This is a genomic window from Corynebacterium sp. HMSC036E10 (genome assembly GCF_001836265.1).
Lineage (GTDB): Bacteria > Actinomycetota > Actinomycetes > Mycobacteriales > Mycobacteriaceae > Corynebacterium > Corynebacterium coyleae.
In genome coordinates this window covers 274,320-287,791 of record NZ_KV827977.1, presented here as the reverse complement: position 1 = coordinate 287,791, position 13,472 = coordinate 274,320, and the positions used below count along the sequence as shown (strand labels likewise).

The window sequence follows — 13,472 nt, the reverse complement described above, 5'->3', positions numbered from 1 at the left end:
TGGTGGATCGCGTGATGCAAACGGATAAGCCGTCGAATTGGAATCTGCCGAATGTGTTGACGTCTCTGCGGATTCTGTTCATTCCTGTGTTCGCGTGGCTGGTGCTTTCGGAGCGCTGGTGGTGGGCGTTTGGCCTGTTTGTGGCGTTGATGATCACAGACAAGCTTGACGGGGATATTGCTCGTGCGCGGGGGCTGATTACGGATTTCGGCAAGATTGCTGATCCGATCGCGGACAAGGCGTTGATGATTACTGCGCTGGTTACGTTGAATATTGCGGGGCCGTTGCCGGTGTGGGTCACTGTGGTGATCGTGGCTCGTGAGTTGGGGATCACGGTGTGGCGTATGTGGATGTTGCGTCGCGGTCTGGTGGTGCCGGCGTCGAAGGGTGGCAAGGTGAAGACTGTCCTGCAGTCGCTGGCGGTTGGCCTGTACTTGTGTCCGTTGCCCGCATGGGCGGATACGCCGGTGTTTGTGGTGATGTTGCTCGCGGTGGCGGTCACCGTGGTTACGGGTGTGCAGTATTTGGTTGATGCAGGAAAGGCGAACAAATGACGACGGCGCAATTGCTTATCGACGAACTACGTTCCCGGAACCAAACCATCGCTTTTTGCGAGTCGCTGACTGCCGGGCTTGCTGCTGCGACCCTTGCGGACGTGCCGGGTGCTTCCGACGTACTCGTCGGCGGTTTGGTGACGTACTCGGCGGAGCTCAAAACCGAGTTGGCCCACGTTCCGGCCGACCTGATTGAGGAAGAAGGCGTGGTCTCCGCGGCGGTGGCCCGCGAGATGGCGCGCGGTGCTCGTAAGGTGTGCGGGACGGATTGGGCGGTTGCGCTTACTGGCGTCGCAGGGCCCGGTGCGCAAGACGGTATGCCGGCTGGCACGGTGTGGATTGGGCTGGCGGGGCCGAAGTGGACGGCGTCGTCGCAAGCTGCGGAACTGCTCGATTCGGAAGCGGGCCGGTATGCGCTTGTCGATGGACATGCGACCCCTGTCCGAGTCCTCGCAGGGTCGCGGAACGAGATTCGCCGACGCGCGGTCGAAGCGGCCCTGGTTGGTGCGCTGACTGGCGTTCGGGAACAAAACTAGACCACCGATCGTTGGAGCAGCTGATGACAACTACGACTCTGCTTTACGAAGCCCCGGTAGAACTGCCGATTGCATCCGCCCCAGCGCGTGAGCCGCTGTTCCGCGAAGCCCTCGGTATGTCGCTGCGCGCTTTTCGCGCTGATAAGGGCGTAACCCTTCGCACGTTGGCGAAGGAGGCTCGCGTGTCTTCCGGCTACATCTCGGAGCTGGAGCGCGGTCGCAAGGAAGTGTCCTCTGAACTGCTTGCAGCGCTGTGCGAGGCACTGGACACCACGGTGTCTGAGGTGTTGCTGGAAGCGGTGGCGAATATGTCGCTGCATTCCTTCAACGAGGAACTCGCGGTTACCTCTCCGGCGGCTGCGGAAGCGTAACGGAGCTCACCCGACTATTGTGGGTGGAGTTTGACGCACTAACTAATGAAGATGAAAGGTCGCGGTGATTAGCCATGGCGAACCCCTTTTCCAAGTTCTGGAACTACCTGATGGCTCTCTTCGACAACAAGATCGAAGAGAACGCTGACCCGAAGATCCAGATTGAGCAGGCCATCAACGAGGCGCAGCGCCAGCACCAGGCACTGTCGCAGCAGGCTGCCGCGGTGATTGGTAACCAGCGTCAGTTGGAGATGCAGCTCAACCGTCGCCTCGAGGATGTTGAGAAGCTGCAGGCGAATGCCCGCCAGGCGCTCAAGCTTGCTGATAAGGCTCGCGGCGAGGGCAACGCGCAGAAGGCACAGGAGTACGAAAACGCCGCGGAGGCGTTTGCGGCACAGCTGGTCACCGCTGAGCAGGGTGTGGAGGATACTAAGCAGCTCCACGACCAGGCGCTGCAGCAGGCAGCCCAGGCGAAGCAGGCTGTGGAGCGCAACGCGGCTCACTTGCAGCAGCAGGTTGCTGAGCGCTCGAAGCTCCTGTCGCAGCTTGAGCAGGCGAAGATGCAGGAGAAGGTTTCGGAGACGATGCAGTCGATGAACTCGATTACTGCGTCCGGTCCGAACTTGGATCAGGTTCGTGAGAAGATTGAGCGTCGTTACGCTAACGCGCTTGGTGCCGCCGAGTTGGCGCAGAACTCCATTCAGGGTCGTATGGCTGAGGTTGAGCAGGCCGGTATCCAGATGGCTGGTCACGGCCGCTTGGAGCAGCTGCGTGCGGAGATGGCAGGCGAGCTCACCGCTGGCAAGAAGCAGGCGATTGAGCCGGGGCAGTCCGCTACCGACGCTAACGTCAGCGATGATGCGGTTGCGCAGCGCATGCGCGAACTGCGCGGCGAGTAAATCACAACGTCGAAGGCCCGAAGCACATCGCTTCGGGCCTTTTCGCTGCGTGGGGTTAGTCGACGGCGCCGCGCGCCATGAGCGCTTCACCGATCATCTTCGCCCGTCGTACGGAGCGGATGACCAGGGGAGTGCCGAACGCTAGGAGGGAGAAGCCAGCCCCGCGGGCTTTGCGGGCGTCGAGGACTTCGTTTGCGGTCGCGAGTGTCAGCGGAATCAGGCGAATGGTGAGTGCAATGGTGAGCGAGATGAGTTCGCCTGTGCGTCCCAACGGTGCGAGTGCGCGGTCGAGGGCGTCAAGGAGTTCCTGGACCGGGGTGGTCAGTGTGAGCAGGTTCGCCGCCGCGATGGTGGCAAGCAGCCCGATGAGTAGCGTCGCCGCCGATTCGACGCCGTTTTGCCACACCATGAACGCGCCTAAAAAGATCAGGAAGGGCAGGAGTGGCACGAGTTGGCGCCACGCAATCTTCATTGGGATGCGTGCCCACAAGTAGAGCACCAGCACAAACCCGAGTGCGGCGGCTGCGTGCCAGGGCCGGGTGGGCAGGACAGTGACCCCGATGATGAAGACCACCAGCAGCACGAACTTCAGCGCTGGCTGGATGCGGTGGAGCAGTGTGTCGCCGGGGATGTAGACACCGAGGGGGAGTTCGCGGATCATGGTTTGTTATCCATGAGGTCGGTGTAGAACGCGATGGCGTCGGCGGGGTTGCTGTCGTAGACGAGTGCGCCGTCGTCGATGACGAGGACGCGTTCGAAGTCGCGCAGCATGTCCAGGTCGTGTGTGACCACGATGAGTTGCTGCTCGAGTGCGTTAAGTTCGCGCACGATTCGTTTGCGGTTGCGCAGGTCAAGCAGTGTCGTGGGTTCGTCTGCGATGATGGTATCTGGTTCGATCACCATCACGGATGCAAGTGCGAGCATCTGTTTTTCGCCGCCCGACAGGGTGTGCGGTGAGTTTTCGGCGAGGTCGGTGAGTTCGAAGCGGGCGAGAGCGTCGTCGACACGCGATCGCACTTCGTCGCGGGGGAGTTTGAAGCGGCGAAGAGAGAAGGCGACGTCGTCGGAGACGCGTGGCATGACGATTTGGGATTCGGCGTCGGAGAAGACGAATCCGACGCGTTTGCGGACGTCGCGGCCTTGGGTGGTGGGGGAGAGGTCGTCGTAAAGCACTTGCCCTGAAGTGGGTTCGATGAGTCCGTTGATGAGGCGCACGGTGGTGGATTTGCCGGAACCGTTGGAGCCGATGATGCCGATGCGTTGCTCACTCAGGCGCGTGGTGAGTGGCTGAAGGACGGTGTTGCCGTCGTAGGTGACGGCTGCGCCTTTGAATTCGATGACGGGCATCGTGCTTATCGACGACTACCGCGCAGGTCAGGGAACGCCTGGTGCACCGCGATTGCGATGGCGATCATGAGAGCGACCTTGCCGGCGTCAGGCAGCAGGAATGGCACCTGTGCGGCCCATGCTGCGCCGAAGGACATCTCAGCGCGGGCCATGAGGCCGAATACGCCGCAGAGGTACTGGAAGAACAGGGCAACGTAGCCGGCGACGATGAGGACGCCGATCGTAGCTGCGGTGTTGCGGCGGAATGGCGCACGGTAGGCGATCAGGCCCGCGACGGTAGCGGAGACGAGGTAGCCCACAAGGTAGCCCACGGTCGTGCCGCCGAGTGCGGAGATGACGGTGCGGCCGCCTGCAAGCACGGGTAGTGCGAGGCCGACCAGGAGGAAGATACCTGCGGTGAACAGGCCGCGGCGCCAGCCGAGGACGAGGCCGGCGAGGATGATGGCTGCGTTTTGCAGCACGATAGGCACGCCTGCGGCGCCGACGGGGATGGAGACGAAGCCGAGAGCGATGATGATGGCCGCGAAGACGGCGATGAGCGCAATGTCCTGCGCGGTGGAAGATTTACTCATGCGCGGCAGTGTACCTGAACGCCGTTCAATAACGCGTGTTCGGGTAGCGTGTTGAGTCATGCGTTTGACGGAGTTTCATCAACTGGTCGAGGACGAATTTGGCGCGGGTCGAGCCAAGTGGATTATCGATACGCAGGTGATACCGGGCTACGAGCGCACCGCGGCGGACATGATCGAAAGTGGTGTCGATCCCCGCGAGGCGTGGCGCGGACTCTGTGAAGCGTTTGACATTCCGGAAGAGCGCCGACTTGGCATTGATAGGCCCGGGTTTTGAATTCCCGTTCGAACACGCTTGCGTGTACAGTGTTCGATGTCGTAGCCGCATTCTAAAGTGGCTCCTGTATTCGCCCCCGAGGAACTTTCCTTGTTTTGGAGGGAACCGAAGGGTAGGCGCGTGCGTCTAATAGGCACGGACTAACACACAGTGTGGATGCGGCAACCGTCGCACCACCGACAATTTGGAGGAAAACACCACATGGCAACGAAGAAGAAGACTGCCGCTTCCGCCGCGAACTCGCGCCAGAACGCGCTCGACGCTGCGCTTGCGATGATTGAGAAGGACTTTGGCAAGGGCGCCGTCATGCGCTTGGGCGACGAGAATCGCCCGCCGATTCAGTCAATCTCTTCCGGCAACACTGCTATCGACGTTGCCCTTGGTATCGGCGGCTGGCCACGCGGCAGGGTCGTGGAGATCTACGGCCCGGAGTCGTCCGGTAAGACGACCGTTGCCCTGCATGCGATTGCGGAGGCGCAGCGCGCAGGCGGCATCGCGGCGTTCATCGATGCCGAGCACGCCCTCGACCCTGACTACGCCCGCAAGCTTGGCGTGGATACCGACAATCTGCTGGTCTCCCAGCCAGATACGGGTGAGCAGGCGCTTGAGATCGCGGACATGCTGGTGCGCTCTGGTGCTATCGACATGATCGTGATCGACTCTGTTGCAGCGCTGACCCCGAAGGCTGAAATCGAGGGCGAGATGGGTGACTCCCACGTCGGCCTCCAGGCACGTTTGATGTCGCAGGCACTGCGCAAGATGACCGGTGCGCTGTACAACTCCGGGACTACCGCGATCTTCATCAACCAGCTGCGTGAAAAGATTGGCGTGATGTTCGGCTCCCCGGAGACGACCACTGGCGGTAAGGCCTTGAAGTTCTACGCGTCGGTGCGTTGCGATGTCCGCCGTATTCAAACCCTGAAGGACGGCCAGGATTCCATCGGTAACCGCACCAGGATGAAGGTTGTGAAGAACAAGGTTTCCCCGCCGTTCAAGATCGCCGAGTTCGACATCATGTACGGCGAGGGCATCTCGCGGGAGTCCTCCATCATCGACATGGGCGTGGAAAACGGCATTGTGAAGAAGTCCGGCTCGTGGTTCACCTACGAGGGCGACCAGTTGGGGCAAGGCAAGGAGAAAGCGCGCCTGTTCCTCAAAGACAACCCGGACCTGGCCGACGAAATCGAAGACAAAATCTTCCGCGCGCTTGGTGTGGGCAAGTATGCCAATGTTGACGACGATGCCTTGTCGGATGATCCCGTAGACATGGTGCCCAACATCGATTTTGACGACGAAGACGACGCCAAAGCGGACGAGAAGTAGCATATGGCGGACCCCGAAAAGATTGCGCGCCTCAAAGCTGCTCTCGAGGCGTACGAGCCGGGGTCGGGTTTCATCGACCACGCACATGAGGAGGCGAAGGCGCCGGTACGCAAACGCGCATTAGGGCTGCTGGATCAGCGGGCGCGCTCGCGTGAGGAGCTGCGTGGTCGGCTGATCAAGGCTGAGTTTGAGCCCATGCTTGTCGACGAAGTTCTCGACGACCTCGCCAGCTCAGGCCTGCTCAACGACGCAGCATTTGCTTCTGAGTGGGTGCGTCAGCGCGCTGCGCGTCGCGGAAAGTCTGCTCGTGCGCTCGATATGGAGCTGCGTGACAAAGGGGTGGGTAGTGCGGACCGTGCGGCTGCGCTCGAGCAGATCACAGACGACGACGAAGAGCGCATCGCCCGCGGGGTCGCCGAAAAGGCGGCGCGCAAGGTGAAACACGCACCCGAGGATCGGGCAGAGTACGACAAGTTTTTGCGCCGGATCGTTGGGGCGCTTGCCCGCCGTGGGTTTCACCAGGGGCTGGCAATGCGCCTGGGCCGGGAAGCGCTCGACGAACGCATCGCCGAGTGCGAAGCCCACGCGTGACGCGGGGTGGTGACTCCGCACGCGGGGTTAGTGTTTCTCCACGGGGTTGTCGATCTGCTGGTAGCCGGGGGCTTGCCAGTCGAGGTTGACGGTGTCCTTGGTGTCCAGGCCCACTTCCTTGCCAGCGGTGGGCACCTTGGCAAAGGGGTTGCGGCGCGCTCGGCCGGCGCGTAGTTGGCGCTCGACGCGGGTTGCGAGCATTGTCAGCGCGTAGTTGATCAGGATCATGATGATGGCCACCACGATGAGCGACGCCAAGTAGTTCCGGTTTGCAGAGGCGACCTGCGTGCCGGAGCGGACAACCTCGACGTAGCCAATTTGGTAGCCCAGGGCGGAATCCTTCAGCGCAATGACCATCTGGGAAATCAGTGCCGGCAGCATGGCTGCGACGGACTGGGGCAGCAAGATCTTGCCCATGGTTTGCCAGTGGCTAAGCCCAAGCGCCTGGGCTGCTTCCGTTTGCCCGCGGGGTAGCGATTTGATGCCGGCGCGGAGGATCTCGGCGATAACGGAGCCGTTGTAGAGCGTCAGTGCCACAACGACGGCCCAAAACGCGAGCGACGCTGGTGGAACGATCTTGTATACCGCGAAGACCTGGTACAGGAAGATCATGAGTAGCAGCACTGGAATGGCGCGGAAGAACTCGACAACCACAGCGCAGAACCCGCGTACGAGTTTGTTCGGGGCGAGCCGGCCAAGCCCGAAAAACACGCCGAAGACAATTGCGAGCAGCACCGATACGACGGCGGCCTTAATCGTGCCGACGAGGCCGGGGATGATGTAGGTGGTCCAGGTGTTTCCCTGGGTGAAGGGGGTCCAGCGCTCAGCATCGAGTTGGCCGTGTGTGGCTAGTTTGCTCAGTACCCACCAGCCGACGAGAAGTAGGACAGTGATGGTGATTGCGGTGTAAATGTAGTTGCGGCGTACGGCTTTGGGCCCGGGGGCGTCGTAAAGCACGGTTGCGCGGAGTGAGGATGGCATTAGCGTTTCACCGCCAGACGGTTAGACAGCCAGCCGATGACGAGCCCTGTTGGCAGTGTGAGCACGATGAAGCCGAGGGCGAAGATGCCGAAAATGGCGAAGAGCTGGTTTGCGTGGAATTCGATGGTGGATTTCATCAGCAGCGATGCTTCCGCGACGCCGATGACCGATGCGATCGTGGTGTTCTTCGTCAAAGCGATCAGCGTGTTGCCCAGCGGAACGATTGCTGCACGCAGAGCTTGGGGGAAGATAATCAACGAGAAGATCTGCCCGAAGCTCAGTCCGAGGGAGCGTGCGGCTTCGGCTTGTCCGAAGTGAACGGTGTTGATGCCGCTTCGGAGCGATTCGGCGACGAAGCACGAGGTGTACAGGATGAAGCCGAGGATTGCGAGGCGGAAGTTTTGGTCTGCAAGGTAGGTGCTGGATTCGCGGCTCGCGAGCTCAAGGCCAAGGTTTTGGTAGAGGCCAAACGAGCAGAACAGGATCACAAGTGTCAGCGGGGTATTGCGGACGGTGTTGATGTAAAACGCTGACAGGTTTCGCAGGATGGCAACGGGGGAGACCCGCATTGCGGTGAGCAGGGTGCCCAGGATCATTGATCCGATGGCGGAGTAGAACGTCAGCTTGATTGTGGTCCAGAATGCTGGCCACAGTTTGGGCGCGAGATCAGCCCACATTGCATCCATGGCGGGAACTTCCAATACGTGAAGGAGATGAAGAAAGGTTGGGGCTCGGTGACCGGGTGGGGTTCACCCGGCCACACGGCGGGTGCTACTCGACGAAGGACAGGTCGCCGACCTTGTCCTTTTCAACACCCTGGCCGCCGTCGAGGTTGTCGTTGACGAACTTGTCAAAGGAACCGTCTTCGTAAAGCGCGTTGAGTGCCTTGTTGACGGCCTCGAGTGCGCCCGGGTCTTCCTTCTTCAGGCCGACGCCGTAGTGCTCGTTGGTGAACTCTTCGCCGTCCTTCTTCAGCTCGACGACCTTGAAGTCGCCCGGGGACTGTGCGGAGTAGCCACCGAGGATGGTTGCGTCGGTGGTGAGGGCGTCGACGTTGCTGTTGCGCAGTGCTTCGACGCAGGAGGAGTAGGTGTCGTACTCCTGGAGCTGGACGCCCGGCAGGGTGTCCTTGACCTTCTGTGCCGGGGTGGAACCGGTTACAGAGCAGAGGATGCGACCGTCGAGGGCTTCGAGGCCGGTGATCTCGGCGTCGTCGGAACGGACGAGCAGGGCCTGGTGGGTCAGCAGGTAGGGGCCTCCGAAGTCGACTGCTTCGGAGCGTGACTTATTGATGGAGTAGGTCGCGGCGATTGCTGCGACTTCACCGTTTTGCAGCACGGTTTCGCGCTGTGCCGAGGGGGTTTCGCGCCAGGTGATTTCTGGATGCTCCCAGCCGTTTTCGTCGGCAATGTGGTTGACCACGTAGGTGGCGACGTCGACGTCGAGGCCGGTCATGGAGCCGTCGGCTTCGCGCAGGCCTAGGCCCGGCTGGTCGTACTTAGTGCCGAGGGTGACGTTGCCGGCCTCGATCTGTGCGAGAAGGCCTTCGGCGTCGCCGGCGGAGTCGCCGCCGCAGGCGACGAGTGTGGTGGCCGCGAGCAGGGCTGCGGCAGTGGTCGATGCGAAACGTGCGGTGCGCTTCATGGTGATTCTCCTTGTAAGAAACGTGGGTGGGTTAATGGGGCAGGATCTTGCCGAGGAAGTCTCGTGCACGGCTGGACTGCGGGTTGGTGAAGAACGACTCGGGGTCGGTGTCTTCGACGATTTCGCCATCGGCCATGAACAAGATGCGGTCGGCAACTTTGCGGGCGAAGCCCATTTCGTGGGTGACCACGACCATGGTCATGCCGCTTTCGGCCAGTTCTGTCATGACGTCGAGGACCTCGCCGACCATTTCGGGGTCGAGGGCGGAGGTGGGTTCGTCGAAAAGCATGACTTTCGGCTCCATCGCAAGGGCGCGTGCGATTGCGACGCGCTGCTGCTGGCCGCCGGAGAGCTGTGCCGGATATTTTTCTGCCTGGTTGCCGATGCCCACGCGGTCGAGCAGTTCGCGAGCGCGTGCGGTGGCGTCGGTCTTTTTCACCTTGCGGACCTTGATGGGGCCCAGGGTGACGTTGTCCAGAATGGTCAGGTGCGGAAACAGGTTGAACTGTTGGAACACCATGCCTACGTCTGAACGGAGGTGGGCCAGTTCCTTCCCTTCGGCGGGGAGGGTACGGCCGTCAATTTCGATCGTGCCTTCCTCGATGGTTTCGAGGCGGTTGATCGTCCGACACAGGGTGGACTTTCCCGATCCGGACGGTCCCAGCACTACGACTACTTGTCCGCGGGGGACTTCAAGGTTGATGTTTTGTAGTGCGTGGAAGTCGTCGAAGTACTTCTCCACACCCACCATGCGAATCATGGGTTCGGCAATCTCCTGTGTCATACAAGGCACAGTAGGCCAAAACTGTGATGCGGGTGACCAAAACTGGGAAAGTGTTTGTCATTTGCGGTTAGGTTTGGGCGCTTTGCCTGGTTAGACTGTCTCGCCGTGACTACGGCAAATACCTCTGAAAACACCACTTCGCGCACCTATGAGGTGCGGACGTTCGGCTGCCAGATGAACGTGCACGATTCTGAGCGTCTTTCGGGTCTGCTCGAGGATGCTGGGTACGTGGCGGCAGACGAGGGGACTGAGCCCGACCTGGTGGTCTTCAATACCTGTGCGGTGCGTGAAAACGCGGATCAGCGCCTGTATGGCTCGCTCGGACAGTTGAAGAACACGAAGGCGAATCATCCGGGCATGCAGATTGCGGTCGGCGGGTGTTTGGCGCAGAAGGATCGCGACATGGTGATCGAGAAAGCACCGTGGGTTGATGCGGTGTTCGGTACGCACAACATTTCGGCGCTTCCGGCGTTGCTCGACCGCGCACGGGTGGAGGACGAAGCCCAGGTTGAGATCGTTGAGTCGCTCGAGGTGTTCCCGTCGGTTCTACCGGCGAAGCGCGAGTCGGCTTATGCCGGTTGGGTGTCGGTGTCGGTTGGCTGTAACAACACGTGCACGTTCTGCATCGTGCCGTCGTTGCGCGGTAAGGAGCAGGATCGTCGTCCGGGCGATATTTTGGCGGAGGTTCAGGCGCTCGTCGATCAGGGTGTGTCTGAGGTGACGCTGCTTGGTCAGAATGTGAACTCGTATGGCGTGAACTTTGTCGACGAGGACATGGAGCGCGACCGTTCTGCGTTTTCGAAGCTGTTGCGTGCCTGCGGCGATATCGAGGGGCTGGAGCGTGTGCGTTTTACGTCGCCGCACCCGGCGGAGTTCACCTCGGACGTTATTGATGCGATGGTGGAGACCCCGAATGTGTGCCCGCAGCTGCATATGCCGTTGCAGTCGGGTTCCGACAAGGTGCTTAAGGACATGCGCCGGTCGTACCGGTCGAAGAAGTTCCTTGGGATTTTGGATGAGGTGCGTGAGAAGCTTCCGCACGCGTCCATTACCACCGACATTATTGTCGGCTTCCCGGGTGAGACTGAGGAGGATTTCCAGGCCACGCTTGATGTGGTGGAGAAGGCTCGTTTCACTTCTGCATTTACGTTCCAGTATTCGCCGCGTCCGGGTACGCCGGCTGCGGAGATGGAGCAGCAGATTCCGAAGGCTGTGGTGCAGGAGCGTTTCGAGCGTCTGCTTGCGCTGCAGGATCGAATTAGCGCCGAGGAGAACGAGAAGTTGATCGGCACGGAGCAGGAGTTGCTTGTGCAAGCGGGTGGCGGACGTAAGAATGACCGGACGCACCGCATGTCGGGTCGTGCTCGCGATGGTCGCCTGGTGCACTTTGCGGTCGAGGGTGACATTGATGACGAGATCCGCCCGGGCGATTACGTCACTGTCACCATCACAGAGTCGAAGCCGCACTTCCTCATCGCGGATTCCGGGGTGCGTCATCACCGTCGTACGAAGGCTGGTGACAATTCGGCGGCGGGCCAAGTGCCAACGACTGCACCTGTCGGAGTGGGGCTTGGCTTGCCGACGATCGGCCGGCCCGCCGCCGCTCCAGCAGATTCCGCCTGCTGCGGCAGCTAGGGAAGCATCTTCGGATTACTGCCGCGGAGTGGTTAGACCGGCATCGTACGCAATGATGACGAGGTGAACCCTATCCCTCGCGTTGAGCTTGCTCAGGAGGCGACCGACATGGCTTTTCACGGTTGTTTCCGCCATGTGCAGTGATGCGGCGATCTCCTGATTGTTCTGTCCCCGCGCGATGGCGGTGAGCACCTCGAGCTCGCGTGGAGAGAGTTCCTCTGACAACTTCGCCGCTAGCGTTGAAGGACTCGGTGCGGCCATATGTGGGCGGAACCGATCGATCACCCGCGCAGTGGTCGAAGGGGCAAGCATCGCGTTGCCAGTGGCAACGGTTCTAATCCCCGATATGAGATCTGTTGCACCGCAGTCCTTGAGCATGAACCCTGACGCGCCTGCGGCGAGTGCTTCATAGGCGTATTCATCTAGATCGAAGGTGGTTAGGGCAATTACGCGGGTGTGGTACCCGGCGGCAGTGATTGCTCGCGTTGCTTCTAACCCGTTCATGTGCGGCATGCGGATATCCATGCAGCACACGTCCACTTCCAAACCGCTTTCAAGCAGTTCGAGCGCTTCGTTGCCGTTTGCAGCCTCGCCGACCACCTCGATATCCGGCGCGGTGCTAAGTACTAAGCGAAAGCCGGTTCGTACCAGCTGCTGGTCGTCGACAAGCAATACGCGAATCATGCCTTGACCTCCTGGCCTGCAATTGGTACCTGTGCAACCACTGCGAAGCCTCCTTCGTCCCGTGGGCCTGCAACAAGATCCCCTCCGACGCTTCGAGCTCGCTGGGTCATGTTCGCAATTCCGTTGCCGCGGGCGCCGTCGGTGTGGCGGGCAGCGCCACTATTGACGATCTCGACGCGGACGTGCTCACCCACTTCGGTGACGGCCACGTACGCTCGGGCACTTTCACCGGCGTGGCGCATGACATTCGTGAGGGCCTCTTGCACGATGCGGTACAAAGCGACTTGAGCAGAGGGCAAAAGCGGGGAGTTTGCAAGGTCGTCGGAACTTCGAATTTCGAAGCGCTTACCCGTGGGGTCGCACGATTGCACCAGGTCAGGCAATTGCTCCAAGGTGGGCTGCGGGGCATGGTCTTCGGTCTCGGAACTGACTGCACGAACCAGGTTACGGGTGTCCTGTAGTGCCTGCACAGCGGCCGCGTGCGCGGAACTGATTGCCTCATAGGCTCCAGGCGGGCAGTTCTGAGACTGCTTGAGCACATGCGCCGCGGCATCCGCCTGTACTGCGATGACCGACAAGGAGTGGGCGAGGATGTCGTGAAGATCTGCGGCGATACGCGATCGCTCCTGCTCCACGGCGAGTTGGGTGGTGAGACGATGGTCGCGCTCGGTCTGTGCGGCTTGGACTGCGAGCATGGCTGTGCGCTCTCGGTGCATGCGGATGACGGCACCAAGCGACACTGAACCGATTACAGGGACCGCTGAGATGAGCAATACCGGAATCGGATCGAGGATCCAATCGACGATTGTGCGCGCGGGCCGAGTTGCCGAACTGTTCCACCGGAACCACGTGTGCACGGTCAGCGCAAGCACGGAAGCCACAGTCCACCAGCGTGTGGGCGTCGATCCTCGCCGAACAGCGATGAAACACAAGCCGATGAGCGGGACGACGTTGCCGGAGGTGAGATCTGCGGCATCCGCAAGCCGCCCCAGAAACACCTGCCCCACGAGCGCGGGGACGCTGAGTATCACGGTGAGTTCCGGGATGGCGAACAGGAATATCAGGGGCAGGGTGAATGCCAGGGCAAGAAGGAGATTGGGCCACTCATCGGGGAGCGGATACCGGGCTAGTGCTCCGATCATGAGCAAGGGAAAGGAAAGCGTCGCAACTATGCAGCCCCATACTAATGGGCGGGTTTTGACGCGTTCAGCGAAATCCTCAACCATGCTCTGTATTGTCCTCCGTTGTCGTTACGCAGTACATCCTCCTGCAGTAGA

17 protein-coding genes are annotated in these 13,472 nt (G+C 60.9%); 8 read left to right on the top strand and 9 right to left on the bottom strand.

Features of this window, described 5'->3' with window-relative positions; all coding sequences use genetic code 11:
* Positions 1–14 precede the first annotated feature (14 nt).
* The 4 genes from pgsA to HMPREF2736_RS05270 all read left to right on the top strand — a co-directional run bounded on the left by pgsA (position 15) and on the right by HMPREF2736_RS05270 (position 2,360).
* Positions 15–554, top strand: coding sequence for a CDP-diacylglycerol--glycerol-3-phosphate 3-phosphatidyltransferase (pgsA, locus tag HMPREF2736_RS05285; protein WP_083279421.1), 540 nt, complete (start codon positions 15–17; stop codon positions 552–554).
* Positions 551–1,090 (top strand): CinA family protein, encoded by a 540-nt coding sequence (locus tag HMPREF2736_RS05280; protein WP_070451022.1) that lies wholly within the window; start codon positions 551–553, stop codon positions 1,088–1,090. The genes pgsA and HMPREF2736_RS05280 overlap by 4 nt, the downstream gene beginning before the upstream one ends.
* A gap of 23 nt (positions 1,091–1,113) precedes the next feature.
* The gene (locus tag HMPREF2736_RS05275; RefSeq protein WP_070422314.1) at positions 1,114–1,461 is read left to right on the top strand and encodes a helix-turn-helix domain-containing protein; all 348 of its coding nucleotides are present in this window, start codon (positions 1,114–1,116) and stop codon (positions 1,459–1,461) included.
* 74 nt (positions 1,462–1,535) lie between these two features.
* Complete coding sequence (locus HMPREF2736_RS05270; RefSeq protein WP_070451023.1) at positions 1,536–2,360, top strand: PspA/IM30 family protein; 825 nt, start codon at positions 1,536–1,538, stop codon at positions 2,358–2,360.
* A gap of 55 nt (positions 2,361–2,415) precedes the next feature.
* On the opposite strand, the gene HMPREF2736_RS05265 is transcribed toward HMPREF2736_RS05270, so the two are convergent.
* The 3 genes from HMPREF2736_RS05265 to HMPREF2736_RS05255 are packed head-to-tail and all read right to left on the bottom strand — an operon-like array spanning position 2,416 to position 4,279.
* Positions 2,416–3,021 carry an energy-coupling factor transporter transmembrane component T family protein gene (locus tag HMPREF2736_RS05265; protein ID WP_070451024.1) on the bottom strand — a complete coding sequence of 202 codons (606 nt, stop codon included), beginning with the start codon at positions 3,019–3,021 and terminating at the stop codon, positions 2,416–2,418.
* Positions 3,018–3,707 carry an energy-coupling factor ABC transporter ATP-binding protein gene (locus tag HMPREF2736_RS05260; protein ID WP_070483837.1) on the bottom strand — a complete coding sequence of 230 codons (690 nt, stop codon included), beginning with the start codon at positions 3,705–3,707 and terminating at the stop codon, positions 3,018–3,020. The genes HMPREF2736_RS05265 and HMPREF2736_RS05260 overlap by 4 nt, the downstream gene beginning before the upstream one ends.
* A 5-nt stretch (positions 3,708–3,712) precedes the next feature.
* Complete coding sequence (locus HMPREF2736_RS05255; RefSeq protein WP_070422318.1) at positions 3,713–4,279, bottom strand: biotin transporter BioY; 567 nt, start codon at positions 4,277–4,279, stop codon at positions 3,713–3,715.
* A 58-nt stretch (positions 4,280–4,337) separates the two neighbouring features.
* On the opposite strand from HMPREF2736_RS05255, the gene HMPREF2736_RS05250 reads away from it, so the two are divergent.
* From HMPREF2736_RS05250 to recX, 3 genes are all read left to right on the top strand, one after another.
* Positions 4,338–4,553, top strand: coding sequence for a DUF3046 domain-containing protein (locus HMPREF2736_RS05250; RefSeq protein WP_070422319.1), 216 nt, complete (start codon positions 4,338–4,340; stop codon positions 4,551–4,553).
* A gap of 201 nt (positions 4,554–4,754) precedes the next feature.
* Positions 4,755–5,876, top strand: coding sequence for a recombinase RecA (gene recA / locus HMPREF2736_RS05245; RefSeq protein ID WP_070422320.1), 1,122 nt, complete (start codon positions 4,755–4,757; stop codon positions 5,874–5,876).
* 3 nt (positions 5,877–5,879) lie between these two features.
* Positions 5,880–6,467 carry a recombination regulator RecX gene (gene recX, locus HMPREF2736_RS05240; RefSeq protein WP_070771413.1) on the top strand — a complete coding sequence of 196 codons (588 nt, stop codon included), beginning with the start codon at positions 5,880–5,882 and terminating at the stop codon, positions 6,465–6,467.
* Positions 6,468–6,494: 27 nt separating this feature from the next.
* On the opposite strand, the gene HMPREF2736_RS05235 is transcribed toward recX, so the two are convergent.
* From HMPREF2736_RS05235 to gluA, 4 genes are all read right to left on the bottom strand, one after another.
* Complete coding sequence (locus HMPREF2736_RS05235; protein WP_070829037.1) at positions 6,495–7,448, bottom strand: amino acid ABC transporter permease; 954 nt, start codon at positions 7,446–7,448, stop codon at positions 6,495–6,497.
* The gene (locus tag HMPREF2736_RS05230) at positions 7,448–8,134 is read right to left on the bottom strand and encodes an amino acid ABC transporter permease (RefSeq protein ID WP_070451029.1); all 687 of its coding nucleotides are present in this window, start codon (positions 8,132–8,134) and stop codon (positions 7,448–7,450) included. The genes HMPREF2736_RS05235 and HMPREF2736_RS05230 overlap by 1 nt, the downstream gene beginning before the upstream one ends.
* 85 nt (positions 8,135–8,219) lie before the next feature.
* Positions 8,220–9,092 carry a glutamate ABC transporter substrate-binding protein gene (locus tag HMPREF2736_RS05225; RefSeq protein WP_070829036.1) on the bottom strand — a complete coding sequence of 291 codons (873 nt, stop codon included), beginning with the start codon at positions 9,090–9,092 and terminating at the stop codon, positions 8,220–8,222.
* Between the two features lie 31 nt (positions 9,093–9,123).
* Positions 9,124–9,852, bottom strand: coding sequence for a glutamate ABC transporter ATP-binding protein GluA (gene gluA / locus HMPREF2736_RS05220; RefSeq protein WP_070483829.1), 729 nt, complete (start codon positions 9,850–9,852; stop codon positions 9,124–9,126).
* A 129-nt stretch (positions 9,853–9,981) separates the two neighbouring features.
* Between gluA and miaB the strand changes: the two genes are divergently transcribed.
* Entirely contained in the window at positions 9,982–11,511 is a 1,530-nt protein-coding gene (gene miaB, locus HMPREF2736_RS05215; protein WP_070829035.1) for a tRNA (N6-isopentenyl adenosine(37)-C2)-methylthiotransferase MiaB, read from the top strand.
* 15 nt (positions 11,512–11,526) lie between these two features.
* Here miaB and HMPREF2736_RS05210 read toward each other — a convergent pair whose 3' ends face one another.
* Together HMPREF2736_RS05210 and HMPREF2736_RS05205 are read right to left on the bottom strand one after the other, a co-directional pair.
* Entirely contained in the window at positions 11,527–12,195 is a 669-nt protein-coding gene (locus tag HMPREF2736_RS05210; protein ID WP_070829034.1) for a response regulator transcription factor, read from the bottom strand.
* The gene (locus tag HMPREF2736_RS05205) at positions 12,192–13,421 is read right to left on the bottom strand and encodes a sensor histidine kinase (RefSeq protein WP_083322983.1); all 1,230 of its coding nucleotides are present in this window, start codon (positions 13,419–13,421) and stop codon (positions 12,192–12,194) included. The genes HMPREF2736_RS05210 and HMPREF2736_RS05205 overlap by 4 nt, the downstream gene beginning before the upstream one ends.
* Positions 13,422–13,472 lie beyond the last annotated feature (51 nt).

Coding starts and splice junctions, on each gene's coding strand:
- HMPREF2736_RS05275 (WP_070422314.1), top strand. CDS start 1,114: ATGACAACTACGACTCTGCTTTACGAAGCCCCGGTAGAACTGCCGATT.
- HMPREF2736_RS05255 (WP_070422318.1), bottom strand. CDS start 4,279: ATGAGTAAATCTTCCACCGCGCAGGACATTGCGCTCATCGCCGTCTTC.
- HMPREF2736_RS05265 (WP_070451024.1), bottom strand. CDS start 3,021: ATGATCCGCGAACTCCCCCTCGGTGTCTACATCCCCGGCGACACACTG.
- gluA (WP_070483829.1), bottom strand. CDS start 9,852: ATGATTCGCATGGTGGGTGTGGAGAAGTACTTCGACGACTTCCACGCA.
- HMPREF2736_RS05270 (WP_070451023.1), top strand. CDS start 1,536: ATGGCGAACCCCTTTTCCAAGTTCTGGAACTACCTGATGGCTCTCTTC.
- HMPREF2736_RS05210 (WP_070829034.1), bottom strand. CDS start 12,195: ATGATTCGCGTATTGCTTGTCGACGACCAGCAGCTGGTACGAACCGGC.
- HMPREF2736_RS05230 (WP_070451029.1), bottom strand. CDS start 8,134: ATGGATGCAATGTGGGCTGATCTCGCGCCCAAACTGTGGCCAGCATTC.
- HMPREF2736_RS05250 (WP_070422319.1), top strand. CDS start 4,338: ATGCGTTTGACGGAGTTTCATCAACTGGTCGAGGACGAATTTGGCGCG.
- HMPREF2736_RS05205 (WP_083322983.1), bottom strand. CDS start 13,421: ATGGTTGAGGATTTCGCTGAACGCGTCAAAACCCGCCCATTAGTATGG.
- recA (WP_070422320.1), top strand. CDS start 4,755: ATGGCAACGAAGAAGAAGACTGCCGCTTCCGCCGCGAACTCGCGCCAG.
- HMPREF2736_RS05280 (WP_070451022.1), top strand. CDS start 551: ATGACGACGGCGCAATTGCTTATCGACGAACTACGTTCCCGGAACCAA.
- HMPREF2736_RS05260 (WP_070483837.1), bottom strand. CDS start 3,707: ATGCCCGTCATCGAATTCAAAGGCGCAGCCGTCACCTACGACGGCAAC.
- recX (WP_070771413.1), top strand. CDS start 5,880: ATGGCGGACCCCGAAAAGATTGCGCGCCTCAAAGCTGCTCTCGAGGCG.
- HMPREF2736_RS05225 (WP_070829036.1), bottom strand. CDS start 9,092: ATGAAGCGCACCGCACGTTTCGCATCGACCACTGCCGCAGCCCTGCTC.
- HMPREF2736_RS05235 (WP_070829037.1), bottom strand. CDS start 7,448: ATGCCATCCTCACTCCGCGCAACCGTGCTTTACGACGCCCCCGGGCCC.
- pgsA (WP_083279421.1), top strand. CDS start 15: ATGCAAACGGATAAGCCGTCGAATTGGAATCTGCCGAATGTGTTGACG.